We start from the raw sequence: 14,705 nt of genomic DNA on the forward strand, positions 1-14,705 counted from the left end.
CGTTGCCAAGGCCCCCTGAATTGGGCGAGTGTCCGCCCCGCTCGAGCAGCCCCCTGCTTCAACAAAAGGATTTTCCATGACCACCTCGTTCCCGGTAACCAGAACCGGCCTGCGCTTCGGCCTCGCCACCGCCCTCGTGGGCTGCCTTGCGCTGGCGCTGATCGCGGGTCCCGGCCGGGCTGCCGACGATCCGGTGCTGGCGAAGGTCAATGGCGCGGAAATCAAGAAGAGCGACGTCGCCATGGCCGAAGAGGAACTCGGGCCGAGCCTCGCCCAGATGGACCCGGCGACCAAGGACGAGAACGTCCTGTCCTTCCTGATCGACATGAAGATCGTCGGCAAGGCCGCCGAGGACAAGAAGCTCGCCGAGGGCGAGGAGTTCAAAAAGCGGCTCGCGTTCGCCCGCAACCGCCTGCTGATGGACAGCCTGCTCGCCGGCGAGGGCAAGGCCGCCACCACCCCGGATGCCATGAAGAAGGTCTATGAGGAGGCCTCCAAGCAGATCACCGGCGAGCAGGAAGTGCACGCCCGCCACATCCTGGTCGAGACCGAGGACGAGGCCAAGGCGGTGAAGGCCGAACTCGACAAGGGCGCCGATTTCGCCGAACTCGCCAAGAAGAAGTCCAAGGATCCGGGCTCGGCCGACGGCGGCGACCTCGGCTTCTTCACCAAGGAGCAGATGGTGCCGGAATTCTCGGCGGTCGCCTTCGCGCTCGAGCCGGGCAAGATCTCCGACCCCGTGAAGTCGCAGTTCGGCTGGCACGTCATCAAGGTCGAGGAAAAGCGCAGCCGCAAGGCGCCGGACTTCGAGCAGGTCAAGGCGCAGATCGAGCAGTATGTCACCCGCAAGGCCCAGGCCGATTACGTCGCCAAGCTGCGCGCGGAAGCCAAGGTCGAGCGGCTGGACCAGCCGGCGGATGCGGCAAAGGACGCCAAGCCGGCCGATGCGGCCAAGCCGGCTGACGCCAAGCCGTCCGACAGCAAGATGGCGCCCCCGGCGAAGAAGTAAGAATTCGCTGTCACTTCGGTGACGTGAAGAGTATCTAAGCCTTTGTGATGCCCGGCCCCCGCGCCGGGCATCTGCATGTCCAGATCCCACAAAGGCGCCCCGATGTCCTCCTCCGTTTCCCCCCTCGCCCCGAAACACGTTCCCGACATGCCCGTGATCGCGGGGGTCCGTCTCGCGACGGCCGAAGCCGGCATTCGCTACAAGAACCGCACCGACGTGCTGCTGGCGGTGATGGACAAGGGCACCGCGGTCGCAGGCGTCTTCACCAAGTCGAAATGTCCCTCCGCGCCGGTGGAATGGTGCCGCGCCAAGCTGAAAGGCGGCAAGGCCCGCGCGTTGGTGGTCAATTCCGGCAACGCCAATGCCTTCACCGGCAAGACCGGCCGCAGCTCCACGGCACTGACCGCGAAGATCGCGGCCAAGGCCGTCGGATGCACCGAGGGTGAGATCTTCCTGGCCTCGACCGGCGTGATCGGCGAGCCGCTGGATGCGAGCAAGTTCGATGGCGTGCTCGGTCGGCTCGCGGAAACCGCCGAGGCCGGCGATTATCTGGCGGCCGCCAAGGCGATCATGACCACCGACACCTTCCCGAAGGTCGGGACCGCGACCGTGAAGCTCGGCAAAGCCAAGGTCACCATCAATGGCATGGCCAAGGGTGCCGGCATGATCGCGCCCGATATGGCGACGATGCTGTCCTTCATCTTCACCGACGCACCGATCGCGCCTGCCGCGCTGCAGGCGCTGCTCAAAAGCGGCGTCGAGGACACCTTCAACGCGGTCACGATTGACGGCGACACCTCGACCTCGGACACGCTGCTGGCCTTTGCCACCGGTGCTGCTGCGGAACACGGCGCGCCGAAGATCAGTCGCGCCACCGACCCGCGCCTGAAAGCCTTCGTCAAGGCCTTCAACCAGGTGCTCGCCAATCTTTCCGAGCAGGTGGCCCGCGACGGCGAAGGCGCCCGCAAGCTGGTCGAGATCACCGTCGAGGGTGCCAAGACCAAGGCCTCGGCGCGCAAGATCGCGATGTCGATCGCGAACTCGCCGCTGGTGAAGACCGCAATCGCCGGCGAGGACGCCAATTGGGGCCGCGTGGTGATGGCGGTCGGCAAGGCCGGCGAGCCGGCTGACCGCGACAAGCTCTCGATCTCGTTCAACGGTATCCGCGTCGCCAAGAGCGGCGCGCGAGATCCGTCCTATGACGAGGCGCAGGTGTCGGAAGCGATGAAGGCGCCGGAGATCGCGATCAAGGTCTCGCTCGGCCTCGGCAAGGGCCGCGACCGCGTGCTGACCTGCGACCTCACCAAGGAGTATGTCGCGATCAACGGGGATTACAGGTCGTAGCCGGACTCGCGGTGAGTCCGCTTGACCCGCAAGCGGGCGGGGTGATCAAAATCACCCCGAGATCCGCGCATCCGCGAGTGCCTTCTTGAACAGCGCGTTCATCGCTTCCGAAATGCCCTGGGTGGGGCTGACCTCGAAATAGAATCCCGGCGAAGCGCAGCTCTGCATGTTCTGCGCGATCTTGCTGTTCGGAGACGGCCCCCACGGCCCGGGGTTAAAGGGCGAGATCCAGGTGGTGTACCAGGTGTCGGTAGGTGGTTGATACGTCGTGTACAGCACCGCGATCTTGATACCGCGGTCCTTGATGGCCGTGCAGAGCGCCGGATTGATCGGCGACTGACAGCGATTCGATGACGCGAGAGGATACGAAGAAGACGAGACACTACACATCGTCGTGCCTGAGTTGGTTTCGTCAGCGACCCCATCGGATACAAAAAACAGATATTTCAGCGGTGACGCGGATGTGCCGGCTCCCGGCGAGGCGATTGCGCTATTGATCGCGGGAAAAATCGTGGTGAAGGGAGTATCTTTGTCTTTAGTATACGAGTCATTCTGACCGGCGACCGCCATCAGGTCGATGTTTCCCGCCGCAGTCTTGGCGGAGCTCAGGCTCGACGACAGCGCGAACAGATTTCTCAATCCGATCGTCGCTGACGAAGCGCCGAAATCGTAGATCGCCATTCTGAACTGGTTCGAATAGGTCTGCGTGTTCTGGGCTGTGTCCATCAGGTTCGCGCTCGCCTGGCGCACCACGTCAATTCGGGTCGTGATGCCGTTTGCTTTGGCGATGTCGTAGTTGCTTGTGCCGGCGGCCTTGGTGGTGTCGTGACACGCGAATGCACATCCACCCGTCTTTCCCTGCAATTTCGTTATGTCGGTCGGTGTCGCTGCGACGCCCATCGACGGAGAATTGTCCAGCAGGAGATAGAAGTCGACATAGAGCGGCATATTGGCCGTCGACGACGACGTGCCGCTCATGGTCAGTGTGGTCTTGCCGATCAGGCCGAGAAACATGGTGTTGATGGTGGCGGTGAACGAGACGGTCGAGTTTATGGTCGAGCCGGTCTTGACGACGGTCGGGGTGACGCTGTCGAGCGTATAGCCGGTCAGGTTGGCGCGATTGGCATCGAAGATTTTCTGGGCGTCGTCGACGCCGGCCGTGATCGTGCCGTCCGTGGTCATCGAGCCCGCGGCGGCAAACCCCGGCGATGCCTTGGCGAGCGCACCGACGCTGGCCGCGTCAGCCGCGCCCTGAAGCTTGGCCCGGACCTGCGTCGCGCGGGAGTAGTCGATCGCGGTGCCGATGAACGTGATCAGGGGGACGCAGCAGATTGCGAAGATCACCGCGACATTGCCGCGCCGGTCGCGAAGGAACCGACGGAAGATGGTACGACACTCAGCGCGCATGGATCTGGCCCGAAATGGTTTCAGCGTGTCCACTCTAGGAACCGTGGATTAAATATGACTTATGGAGACCTCGGAAACATGGGCCGTAACAGGGTTAACGAACCGTTGCGGATGATCCTTCAGCGAGCGGAATTCCAGGCATGGCTGATCTCAAACTGACGCTCGTGGTGGCTTGCGCCCTGGTCGACGCCGACAAGCGCGTCCTGATCGCGCAGCGCCCCGAGGGCAAGACGCTGGCCGGCCTTTGGGAATTTCCCGGCGGCAAGTGCGAGCCCGGCGAGCGGCCGGAACAGAGCCTGATCCGCGAACTCCACGAGGAGCTCGGCATCACCGTCGCCGAACCCTGTCTGGCGCCGCTGACGTTCGCGAGCTACGGCTACGAGACCTTCCACCTCCTGATGCCGCTCTTCATTTGCCGGCGCTGGGAGGGACAGGTCACGCCGCGCGAAGGCCAGGCCCTGGCCTGGGTTCGCGCCAACAAGCTGCGCGACTATCCCATGCCGCCCGCGGACATTCCGCTGATCCCGCATTTGATTGATTTGTTGATGTGAATTCGAAGCGGGCACCACACTCTCGGCGTCATGCCCGGGCTTGTCCCGGGCATCCACGATCTTCGTGCTGAACCGAGAGGCGTGGATGGCCGGGACATAGGCGAGCGGAAGCGACGCCGTCCTTCGGACGGCATGCCGGCCATGACGGCGGAGAGAGCTTACGTCCCTCCGGCCTTCTTCACCGCTTCCGCCAGGCTCGCCTTCGCTGATCCAGGCTTGAGCGGCTGCTGCTGGCTCGCATGCGGCGCCCAGCCGGAAAGCCAGATGATGTCGAATGTCGCACGGATGCGGCCGTCGGCGTCGGCAAAGCGTTCCGCGTAGATTTCAGCCATCCGCAGCAGCGTCGATCGCCGGCTCGGCGTGCGTCGCCGCTCGATCAGCACATTGGCGGCGCCCATGCGCCTGATATCCTGCATCAGCGCGAACGCGTTGGCGTAGCGCACCACGACGCGGTCGACATCGGTGACCGGCAGCGCAAACCCCGCCCGCTGCAACAGCGCGCCAACGTCGCGCAGATCGGCGAACGGTGCGACTCGCGGCGATACGCCGCCCTCGCATTCGGCCTCCGCGGCGGCAAAGGCCTGGCGCAGCTCGGTCAGGCTGTCGCCGCCGATCATCGCCGCCAGCAGCAGCCCGTCCGGCCTCAGCGCGCGACGGATCTGCGCGAGCACACCCGGCAGATCGTTGGCGAATTGCAGCGCCAGCGCCGAGACCACGAGATCGAGGCTCTCCGGTACAAAGGGCAGCTTCTCCGCACCCGACGCATCGAGCTCAATGCGCTCGATCGAGGGCAGTCGCGCGCGCAGCACCGCGAGACCCTCGCCGGGCGTCCAGAGATCGGCCGCTGTGTGAAACTCTCGCATCACCGCGGCCAGCCGGTCGGAGATGTCCTCGGCGACCCGATCCAGCAGGAAGCTCGCGGCACCTTGCGCCTGCGCGCGGCGCTGTCGCGCGCGCAGCAAGGCACGATCGAACAAAGCGGGCGGGGTTTGTGGGTCTTGAGCCATGCCGCTGGTTACGCCGATCATGCTGGTTCTGGCAATCCACTGCGCGCGGCGCTAGCCTTGCCTCATGGAGCCGACACCGGCCCCCGTGTTCCAAACTAGCAATCCGCACCAGGCCCGCGGCGCCGGAGCGTCAAACGATGATCACCTGTTATCTGCGATACGAGATCCCCCCGGACAAGCTCGCCGAATTCGAAGCCTATGGCAGGATGTGGCTGGAACTAGTGCCAAGATTCGGCGGCATCCACCACGGGTACTTCCTGCCATCGGAAGGCGCCAGCGACGTCGCCCTCGCGATGTTCAGCTTCCCGAGCTTCGCGGCGTACGAACAATATCGGAAGGCCAGCGCCGAAGATCCGGACGTCCAGAAAGCGATCGAGTTCGCAAGGCAAACGCGCTGCTTTCGCCGTTATGAGCGATCGTTTTTCCGGCCCGTGCTGCCGAAAGAGCCGTAGGCCGGGCGCGGACGAGAACAGCCCATTGACTTGAGCGTGGCGCAGGACGGCGCTAGCCTTGCCCAATGGACGCCGAGGCATCACCACCACGCTCCATTTCCAGCCATTTGCGCGGCGCACTTCAGGCCTGCCGCAGTGTGATGGCGCATCTGCCAAGGCTTGCGCTCGACGTTGCGCTGCCGACACTGTGCGTGTCCTGCCGCGAGCCGGTCGACGGCGAGGGCGTGTGCGCGGCGTGCTGGGCGCGGCTGTCGTTCATCGAACGGCCCTACTGCCCGCGGCTCGGCATTCCCTTTGTGTACGATCCCGGGCCCGACATGCTGTCGATGGAGGCGATCGCGAGCCCGCCGGCCTACCAGCGGGCGCGCGCCGCGGTGCGTTATGACGACGTCGCGCGCACCCTGGTGCATGCGCTGAAATACCAGGACCGGACGGATTTGGCGCCCGCCATGGGCCGCTGGATGGCGCGCGCGGGCGGCGAACTGCTCGCCGAAGCCGACATGCTGGTGCCCGTTCCCCTGCATTGGCGAAGGGCGTGGCGCCGCCGCTACAACCAGTCCGGGGCGCTGGCGCGGATCATCGAGCGGCAGAGCGGAGTGAAGGCGAAGGCTGAGGTGCTGCGCCGGGTACGCGCGACCGAGCAGCAGATCGGCCTGTCGCGGGCCCAGCGCGCTACCAATGTGCAGGGCGCATTCCAGGTATCCCCCGACCGCCAGGCGGACGTTCAAGGTCGGCGCATTGTCCTCATCGACGACGTCCTGACGTCGGGCGCGACGCTGGATGCCTGTGCGCGGGCCCTGCTCCGGGCCAAAGCGGCGCAAGTGGACGTGCTGGTGTTTGCCCGGGTTGTCGAGAGCCGGTGAAGTCCCATATAATTCAATGAATTCATGACATGAGAGCGCTAGACAAGATGACCGCTGCTGTCGAGATCTACACGAGGCCGGGCTGCGGCTATTGTTCCGCCGCCAAGTCGCTGCTGACCCGCAAGAAGGCGACGTTCACGGAGTTCGATATCGCCAAGAACCCGTCCTGGCGCCAGGAGATGTACGATCGCGCCGGCGAGGGCTCGACCTTCCCGCAGATCTGGATCGGCGGGAACCATGTCGGCGGCTGCGACGAGCTCTACGCGCTCGATCGCGAAGGCAAGCTCGACGCCATGTTCGAGAGCGTCAAGGCGGAGTCATGAGCGACAACAGGACTTTCACGGCGGCGATGGTGCAGATGCGCACCGGCCTGATGCCCGAGCCGAGCCTCGCGCAGGCCACCAGGCTGATCCGCCAAGCTGCAGCCAATGGCGCCGACTACGTGCAGACGCCCGAAGTCAGCAACATGATGCAGCTCAACCGCAAGGCCCTGTTCGAGCACCTCCAGAGCCAAGACGACGACAGCTCGCTGAGGGCGTACCGGGCGCTCGCGGCGGAACTGAAGATCCACATCCATGTCGGCTCGCTGGCGCTGCGCTTTTCGAACGAGAAAGCGGTCAACCGCTCGTTCCTGATCGGGCCCGAGGGCAATGTGCTCGCGAGCTACGACAAGATCCACATGTTCGATATCGAGCTGCCTGACGGCGAGAGCTATCGCGAATCCGCCAATTACCAGCCGGGCGAGACGGCCGTGATCTCTGACCTGCCCTGGGGCCGCGTCGGCCTGACGATCTGTTATGACGTGCGCTTCCCCGCGCTCTACCGCGCGCTGGCCGAAAGCGGCGCGTACTTCATCACGGTGCCCTCGGCCTTTACCCGCAAGACCGGCGAGGCGCATTGGCACGTATTGTTGCGTGCGCGCGCGATCGAGACCGGTTGCTTCATCTTCGCCGCGGCGCAGGCAGGCCTGCACGAGAACAAGCGCGAGACTTATGGCCATTCGCTCATCATCGATCCCTGGGGCGAGATTCTCGCCGAAGGCGATGTCGAGCCCGGCATCATCATGGCAAAAATCGATCCGGCCAAGGTCGAGACCGCGCGCCGCGCGATCCCCTCACTCCAGCACGGCCGCCGCTTCGGCGTCGCCGACCCCAAGGCGGGGCCGGACCATCTGCACCTGGTGCGGGGATCGGCATGATCCGCTACGCGCTCCGCTGCCACCGGAGCCACGACTTCGAGAGTTGGTTCCAGAGCTCGGCCGCGTACGACCAGCAGGTGAAGCGCAAGCTCGTGACCTGTCCGATTTGCGGCTCGGCCAAGGTCGACAAGGCGATCATGGCGCCGCGCATCGTCGGCAAGAAGGGCCGCGGACGCGCCACGCCGCCGCCTGAGCCCACCGCCACGATGACCGCGCCCGAAGCTGCGCAATCCGCACCGACCTCGCTGTTGATGGCGCAGGAGCGCGAGCTGCGCGCCAAGCTCAAAGAGCTGCGCGATCACATCGTGAAGAACGCCGACAATGTCGGCGAGCGATTCGCCACCGAAGCCCGCGCGATGCATTACGGCGACAAGGAGCACCGTCCGATCTATGGCGAGGCCTCGCCCGACGAGGCCAAGTCGCTGATCGACGAAGGCATCGAGGTGTCGCCGCTGCCGACGCTGCCGGAAGACCGGAATTAGACTCCCACCAACACCGCCACGCCGACCACGATCAGCGCGATGCCAATAATCTCGCGCGGCGCGATCGGCTGCTTGAACGAATAGTACGCCACGCCTTGCGCGAACAGCACCTCGATCAAAGCGAGGGTGCGGACATTGGCGGCGGCCGTCAGCGCGAACGCTAGGAACCAGAACTGCGAGGCGAAGGCGCCCATGAAGCCGGCGAGCAGCGATGGCTTCCAAAGCCTCAGGATCGACTGAAGCACTTTTGGCGCCCGCCAGAGCAGATAGACCGTCAGGATCAGCGTCTGCACGAACAGGCCGAGCACCAGCGTGAACGATGCCGCAGTCACGAACGAGACATCAGGCACGTTGATGATGGCGCCGCGGAAGCCGACCGCAGAGAGCGCGAAGGCCGCGGCCGCGACGAGGCCGGTGATGGTCGGCTTCAATTCGGCAAAGCTCTTCTCGCCGCCGGGCCGCAGCGCGGTGATGACGACGCCGATTGTCGCGATCACGATCGCAAGCACCTTCAGCCATGTCAGATGATCGCCGAGGAAGACGAAGCCGAAGATGGCGGTCTGGATCGCCTCGGTTTTCAAATAGGCCGTCGTCACCACGAAGGAGCGGTCGTTCATGGCGAGCAGCATCAGGCCGGTCGCGACGATCTGGCTGAGCGCGCCGAGCAGGAGCCACGGCCAGAACACACCGGGCGGCATGTCGAGATGATCGCCGGTGGCGACCAGCACCACCGCCAGGAAAAGCAGCGAGAACGGAAAGCCGAACAGGAAGCGGATATTGGTTGCGCCCCAGGTCCCCAGCGGCTTCGTCAGCGACCGCTGCATCGCATTGCGCGCGACCTGGCCGAGCGCGGCAATGACGGTAAAGGGAATCCAGAGGCTGGCGATGGTGAACATGGGGATGGGACTGCGCTGGGAGCGAGAGGACGTTGAGTCAACGTGCCGCTCGCGCTCAAGCAGGTCAATCACGCGGATGTCATGGGTGCGATGCTTGCCTGACGAATTCGGTGTCGTCCTGGACAAGCGAAGCGCAGATCCATGCCCCATTACCCCAGGGAGTGGTTTGGCGAAGACTCGTAATTATCAATTTTCGCCTAACTAAACCCTGGCTTTCGCCAGGACGACGCCGAATGTTTGGAAGCGGCAACGCCTCACACCATGCCTTCCGCCACCACCATGTAGTTCACGTCCATGTCTGACGAGAGGGTCCATTTGTCGGCGAAGGGGCTGTAGACGACGCCGGTCTGCTCGGTGATGACCAGGCGGTTGTCGAGCAGGTATTTCGTCAACTCGTCGGGGGTGACGAACTTGTTCCACTCGTGGGTGCCGCGCGGCAGCCAGCGCAGGACATATTCAGCGCCGACGATGGCAAGCGCAAAGCTCTTCCAGTTCCTGTTCAGCGTCGAGACCACCATCAGGCCGTTCGGCTTCAGCATCGCGGCGCAGCGCTTCAGGAAAACGCCGACGTCGACGACGTGCTCGACCACCTCCATCGCCAGAACGATGTCGAAGCGCTCGCGCGGGTCGATCTCCTCAACCGTGGTGCAGCGATAGTCGATCGCGAGGTGCGCCTTGTCGGCATGCAGCTTGGCGGCCGCGATGTTGCTGACCGACGGATCGACGCCGATGACCTGCGCACCCAGGCGCGACAACGGCTCGCAGAGCAGGCCGGCGCCACAGCCGATGTCGAGCACGCGCAGACCGCCGAGGCAGTTGAGGCTGCGCGCGTTGCGCTCGAACTTGCGGCAGGCGGCATCGCGGATATAGCCGAGCCGCAGCGGGTTGATCCGGTGCAGCGGTGCCATCTTGCCGTTGGGATCCCACCACTCCGCCGAGAGCTTTGAGAATTTCGCGATCTCGGCGGCATCGACGGTCGAGCCCGGCGAGGTGCTTGCGGTTACGGAAGTATCTTGCTGCATGCTCATGGTTACGCGCGGTCCTACCGCGTGGTGATCGAACTACGGAAGGCGAGCGGCGAGGCGATGGTCTTGATCGTCTCGATCCCCTCGCCGACGCCGCGAATCGTCACGTCGCCGTAGTTGAGAATTCGTCCAAGAATGGTCTGATCGACATCGACGCTCTCGACCTTGTCCAGCGCCATCTCGAAGGTGCGGCGCTTGATGAAGCCGGTCTTGTGCACGACCCGCAAATTGGTCACGTCGGTCTCGGTGGTAAAGCGATGGAACCAGCCCTTCACAGTCCAGTACAGCGCCGCCAGAGCGACCAGGCCGGCCGCAACCAGACAGAGCATGACGAGCCCCTCGACGGTGGTTTGCCGGGACAGGACGAACAGGACCAGCGCCACGATCCAGGCCAGGATCGCCGGAAAATAGAAGATCCAGTGCGCATTGGTCGAATACAGCACCTTCTCGCCAGGCTGCAGGATCTCGTCGATATAGCGCGCCATGATCTCGGTTAACCCACTACCCCGCACCCTGCCCCGCAGGAACCCGCTTGCCCCCGGCCCCGCCGCTATGTATACGCGCGGTCGGTGTCCGCGAGGCCCGTCCAGTGCGGGCCACCATACTGATCCTTATGAAGGAATGCACGCGTCGTCATGAGCCGCCTCGTGATGAAATTCGGCGGCACGTCCGTCGCCAACATCGAACGTATCCGCAACGTCGCACGCCATGTGAAGCGTGAGGTCGACGCCGGCCATGAAGTGGCCGTGGTCGTCTCGGCGATGTCCGGTAAAACCAACGAGCTGGTGGCCTGGTGCACCGAGGCCTCGCCGATGCACGACGCGCGCGAATACGACGCCGTGGTCGCCTCGGGCGAACAGGTGACGTCCGGCCTGCTTGCCATCGTGCTTCAGGGCATGGGTATCCAGGCCCGCTCCTGGCAGGGCTGGCAGATCCCGATCACGACCAGCGACGCCCATGCTTCGGCCCGGATCGAGGGCATCAACGGCAGCGAGATCATCAAGCGCTTCAGGGAGCGCAAGGAAGTCGCCGTGATCGCCGGCTTCCAGGGCATCAACCCCGAGACCAACCGCATCACCACGCTCGGCCGCGGCGGCTCCGATACCTCGGCCGTGGCGATCGCCGCCGCCGTGAAGGCGGACCGCTGCGACATCTACACCGACGTCGACGGTGTCTACACCACCGATCCGCGAATCGTGCCGAAGGCGCGCCGGCTCGACAAGATCGCATTTGAAGACATGCTGGAGCTGGCCTCCCAGGGCGCCAAGGTGCTCCAGGTCCGCTCGGTGGAACTCGGCATGGTCCACAACATGCCAATTTTCGTCCGCTCGAGCTTCGACAAGCCCGAGGATATCGACCCGCATGCCAACCAGCCGCCCGGCACGCTGATCTGCAGCGAGGAGGAGATCATGGAAAGCCACGTCGTCACCGGCATCGCCTTTTCGAAGGACGAGGCCCAGATCTCGGTACGCCAGATCGAGGACAAGCCCGGCGTGGCGGCGTCGATCTTCGGCCCGCTCGCCAATGCCAACATCAACGTCGACATGATCGTGCAGAACGTCTCTGAGGACGGGAAGACCACCGACCTCACCTTCACCGTCCCGGCCGCCGACTACACCAGGGCCAAGGAGACGATTACCGCGGCCAAGAGCCAGATCAATTATGCCCGGCTCGACACGGCTACCGATGTCGCCAAGATCTCGGTGATCGGCAGCGGCATGCGCAGCCATGCCGGCGTTGCCGCCCAGGCGTTCTCGGCCCTCGCAGGACGGAATATCAACATCCGGGCCATTACAACCTCCGAGATCAAATTCTCGGTTCTAATCGACACCGCCTATACCGAGCTTGCGGTGCGCACCCTGCACACGCTCTACGGTCTCGATCAGGCTTAGGCTAATTTTCTCTTAGCGGTCGCAGCAAACGCGAAGGTGTCCACACTTTCGCGTTTGGCAGGCGTTTTGCTTGGCAAAACAAGCCCCAATTCGCTATACGGCGAACTGGGTGGGCTGCCAGAAACTGTGCCCCAGTTGAGGCGGTGCTGATTCGGCCCAGGCAACCGCCGGGGCTGGCGCCGGACGAGCAAATTTGTTGTTTTTCTGGATTTCTGGGCGAGCCGCCGCGGGTCCTTTCGGCCCCGGCAGACGGAGGAGATTGACGGTTCATGCGGAGCGCGTCGGGAGGTCCCCGCGTCTTGTTGAGACGGCTCCGCGAAACCATGGCGGAGCAGGTCTCGGCCCAGGAGCGGCTGGACAAGATCGTGGTGCTGATCGCCGCCAACATGGTGGCCGAGGTGTGCTCGGTCTATGTGCTGCGCGTCGACAACACGCTCGAGCTCTATGCCACCGAAGGCCTCAACCGCGAGGCGGTGCACCACACCGTGCTCAGCGCCCATGAGGGCCTGGTCGGCCTGGTCGCGAGCGAGGCAACGCCTCTCAACCTAAGCGATGCGCAAAGCCATCCGGCCTTCTCGTTCCGCCCGGAGACCGGCGAAGAGATTTACCACTCCTTCCTCGGCGTGCCGATCCTGCGCGCCGGCAACACGCTCGGCGTGCTGGTGGTGCAGAATCGGGCCAAGCGCAACTATGTCGAGGAGGAGCTCGAGGCGCTTCAGACCACCGCGATGGTGCTGGCGGAGCTGATCGCCTCCGGCGAGCTGTCTGCGCTGGCCCAGCCAGGCCATGAGCCCGCGGCGCGCCATTCGGCGCAGAAGGTCGGCGCCATCCTGTCGGAAGGCATCGCACTCGGCCATGTCGTGCTGCACGAGCCGCGCGTGGTTATCAAGGACTACATCGCCGAGGACCTGCCAAAGGAGATCAAGCGGCTCGACACCGCGCTCGCCAAGCTGCGCGCCGATCTCGACCGCATGCTGGAGCGCGGCGACGTCGCCGAGGGCGGCGAGCATCGCGAGGTGCTGGAAGCCTACCGCATGTTCGCCAACGACCAGGGCTGGTCGCACAAGCTGCACGAGGCGGTCGCCACCGGCCTCACGGCGGAAGCCGCCGTCGAGCGTGTGCAATCCGACACCCGCGCGCGCATGCTGCGCTCGACAGATCCCTATTTGCGCGACCGGCTGCATGATCTCGAGGATCTCGGCTATCGCCTGATGCGACAGCTGGTCGGCCAGGATCACGCGCCGTCACGCGAACAATTGCCCGACAACGCCATCGTCATCGCGCGCGCGATGGGCCCGGCGGCGCTGCTCGACTATGACCGCAAGCGCCTGCGCGGCATCATATTGGAGGAAGGCACCGCCAATTCCCACGTCTCGATCGTGGCGCGCGCGCTCGGCATTCCCGCGGTCGGCGAAGTCCCGAACGCGCCTGGTATCGCCGATCCCGGCGACGCCGTCATCGTCGACGGCACCTCCGGCATGATCTATGTGCGCCCATCGCAGGAGGTCGAAGCGGCCTTCGCCGAGCGCGTGCGCTTCCGGGCCCGCCGCCAGGCGCAGTATCTGGCGCTGCGCGACCGGCCCTGCGTCACCAAGGACGGCCAGAAGGTCGAGCTGATGATCAATGCGGGTCTAGCGATCGACTTGCCGCACATCGAAGACACCGGCAGCGCCGGCATCGGCCTGTTCCGCACCGAGCTGCAATTCATGGTCGGCCAGAGCCTGCCGCGCACCAGCGACCAGCTCGCGCTCTATCGCACCGTGCTGGATGCCGCCGGCACCAAGCCCGTCACCTTCCGCACCCTCGACATCGGCGGCGACAAGGCGCTGCCTTATATGGAGGCGGTAATCGAGGAGAACCCCGCGCTCGGATGGCGCGCGATCCGGCTCGGGCTCGACCGTCCCGGCCTGTTGCGCGGGCAGATCCGCGCACTGCTGCGCGCCGGCGGCGGCCGCGCGCTGCGCATCATGTTCCCGATGATCTCGGAGGTGGGTGAATTCGATTCTGCGAAGGCGCTTGTCGAACGCGAACTGACCTATCTGCGCCAGCACGGCCACACGCTGCCGGAGCGGATCGACATCGGCACCATGGTCGAGGTGCCGGCGCTGCTATATCAGCTCGACGAGCTCCTGAAGAAGGTCGACTTCATCTCGGTCGGCTCCAACGATCTGTTCCAGTTCCTGTTCGCGGTCGACCGCGGCAACGCGAAAGTCTCGGAGCGCTTCGACACCATGTCGGCGCCGATCCTGCGCGCGCTTCGCGAGATCGCACGCAAGACGCAAGCCGCGAACAAATCGCTGTCGCTCTGCGGCGAGATGGCGTCGAAACCGATCGGCGCGCTGGCGCTGATCGGGATGGGCTATCGCTCGCTGTCGCTCTCGGCCACCGCGCTCGGCCCGGTCAAGGCCATGGTGCTCGATCTCGACGCCAAGAAGGCCGAGGCGATGCTCGGGCCGTTGCTGGACGCGCCCGCCGGCAGCGTCTCGATCCGGCAGAAGCTGACGGAATTTGCCGAGGCCGAAGGCCTGGCCTTGTAGCGGGCCTGTCGCCCCCTCCTGCCGCCTCGCCCTTTTCCGCAT

Annotated in this window: 15 protein-coding genes; 10 read left to right on the forward strand and 5 right to left on the reverse strand. The window is 64.8% G+C overall.

The genetic code is table 11. The features are described 5' to 3' along the window. The first annotated feature begins 76 nt into the window (after positions 1–76). Together AC0L23_RS29995 and argJ are read left to right on the forward strand one after the other, a co-directional pair. Complete coding sequence (locus AC0L23_RS29995) at positions 77–1,009, forward strand: peptidylprolyl isomerase (protein WP_018452911.1); 933 nt, start codon at positions 77–79, stop codon at positions 1,007–1,009. 102 nt (positions 1,010–1,111) lie between these two features. Then, on the forward strand, positions 1,112–2,353 hold the full coding sequence (gene argJ / locus AC0L23_RS30000; RefSeq protein ID WP_085357813.1) for a bifunctional glutamate N-acetyltransferase/amino-acid acetyltransferase ArgJ: 1,242 nt from the start codon (positions 1,112–1,114) through the stop codon (positions 2,351–2,353). A 51-nt stretch (positions 2,354–2,404) separates the two neighbouring features. On the opposite strand, the gene AC0L23_RS30005 is transcribed toward argJ, so the two are convergent. Further along, positions 2,405–3,760 carry a TadE/TadG family type IV pilus assembly protein gene (locus AC0L23_RS30005; RefSeq protein ID WP_085357815.1) on the reverse strand — a complete coding sequence of 452 codons (1,356 nt, stop codon included), beginning with the start codon at positions 3,758–3,760 and terminating at the stop codon, positions 2,405–2,407. A 140-nt stretch (positions 3,761–3,900) separates the two neighbouring features. Between AC0L23_RS30005 and AC0L23_RS30010 the strand changes: the two genes are divergently transcribed. Further along, complete coding sequence (locus AC0L23_RS30010; RefSeq protein WP_085348366.1) at positions 3,901–4,311, forward strand: (deoxy)nucleoside triphosphate pyrophosphohydrolase; 411 nt, start codon at positions 3,901–3,903, stop codon at positions 4,309–4,311. A gap of 158 nt (positions 4,312–4,469) precedes the next feature. On the opposite strand, the gene AC0L23_RS30015 is transcribed toward AC0L23_RS30010, so the two are convergent. After that, positions 4,470–5,339 carry a methyltransferase domain-containing protein gene (locus AC0L23_RS30015; protein WP_085357817.1) on the reverse strand — a complete coding sequence of 290 codons (870 nt, stop codon included), beginning with the start codon at positions 5,337–5,339 and terminating at the stop codon, positions 4,470–4,472. Positions 5,340–5,455: 116 nt separating this feature from the next. On the opposite strand from AC0L23_RS30015, the gene AC0L23_RS30020 reads away from it, so the two are divergent. The 5 genes from AC0L23_RS30020 to AC0L23_RS30040 all read left to right on the forward strand — a co-directional run bounded on the left by AC0L23_RS30020 (position 5,456) and on the right by AC0L23_RS30040 (position 8,313). After that, positions 5,456–5,770: an NIPSNAP family protein gene (locus AC0L23_RS30020; RefSeq protein WP_085348368.1), complete on the forward strand. Its 315-nt coding sequence runs from the start codon at positions 5,456–5,458 to the stop codon at positions 5,768–5,770. 65 nt (positions 5,771–5,835) lie between these two features. Continuing rightward, positions 5,836–6,633, forward strand: coding sequence for a ComF family protein (locus tag AC0L23_RS30025; protein WP_085357819.1), 798 nt, complete (start codon positions 5,836–5,838; stop codon positions 6,631–6,633). A gap of 47 nt (positions 6,634–6,680) precedes the next feature. Next, complete coding sequence (gene grxC, locus AC0L23_RS30030; RefSeq protein ID WP_085357821.1) at positions 6,681–6,956, forward strand: glutaredoxin 3; 276 nt, start codon at positions 6,681–6,683, stop codon at positions 6,954–6,956. Continuing rightward, the gene (locus tag AC0L23_RS30035) at positions 6,953–7,831 is read left to right on the forward strand and encodes a carbon-nitrogen hydrolase family protein (RefSeq protein ID WP_085357823.1); all 879 of its coding nucleotides are present in this window, start codon (positions 6,953–6,955) and stop codon (positions 7,829–7,831) included. Before grxC ends, AC0L23_RS30035 begins: the two co-directional genes overlap by 4 nt. Beyond that, the gene (locus tag AC0L23_RS30040; RefSeq protein WP_085357825.1) at positions 7,828–8,313 is read left to right on the forward strand and encodes a DUF1178 family protein; all 486 of its coding nucleotides are present in this window, start codon (positions 7,828–7,830) and stop codon (positions 8,311–8,313) included. Before AC0L23_RS30035 ends, AC0L23_RS30040 begins: the two co-directional genes overlap by 4 nt. Here the strand turns inward: AC0L23_RS30040 and AC0L23_RS30045 are convergent. The 3 genes from AC0L23_RS30045 to AC0L23_RS30055 all read right to left on the reverse strand — a co-directional run bounded on the left by AC0L23_RS30045 (position 8,310) and on the right by AC0L23_RS30055 (position 10,719). Then, positions 8,310–9,209: an EamA family transporter gene (locus tag AC0L23_RS30045; protein ID WP_085357827.1), complete on the reverse strand. Its 900-nt coding sequence runs from the start codon at positions 9,207–9,209 to the stop codon at positions 8,310–8,312. The genes AC0L23_RS30040 and AC0L23_RS30045 overlap by 4 nt on opposite strands. A 254-nt stretch (positions 9,210–9,463) precedes the next feature. Next, complete coding sequence (gene ubiG / locus AC0L23_RS30050; protein WP_162496295.1) at positions 9,464–10,237, reverse strand: bifunctional 2-polyprenyl-6-hydroxyphenol methylase/3-demethylubiquinol 3-O-methyltransferase UbiG; 774 nt, start codon at positions 10,235–10,237, stop codon at positions 9,464–9,466. A gap of 14 nt (positions 10,238–10,251) precedes the next feature. Then, entirely contained in the window at positions 10,252–10,719 is a 468-nt protein-coding gene (locus AC0L23_RS30055; RefSeq protein ID WP_018452897.1) for a PH domain-containing protein, read from the reverse strand. Between the two features lie 150 nt (positions 10,720–10,869). Here AC0L23_RS30055 and AC0L23_RS30060 point away from each other — a divergent pair, with 150 nt between their 5' ends. Together AC0L23_RS30060 and ptsP are read left to right on the forward strand one after the other, a co-directional pair. After that, positions 10,870–12,126 (forward strand): aspartate kinase, encoded by a 1,257-nt coding sequence (locus AC0L23_RS30060; RefSeq protein WP_085357829.1) that lies wholly within the window; start codon positions 10,870–10,872, stop codon positions 12,124–12,126. 269 nt (positions 12,127–12,395) lie between these two features. Beyond that, complete coding sequence (gene ptsP / locus AC0L23_RS30065; RefSeq protein WP_085357831.1) at positions 12,396–14,663, forward strand: phosphoenolpyruvate--protein phosphotransferase; 2,268 nt, start codon at positions 12,396–12,398, stop codon at positions 14,661–14,663. The last annotated feature ends 42 nt before the right edge of the window (positions 14,664–14,705 follow it).

This window comes from Bradyrhizobium sp. MI1.4, assembly GCF_055811315.1.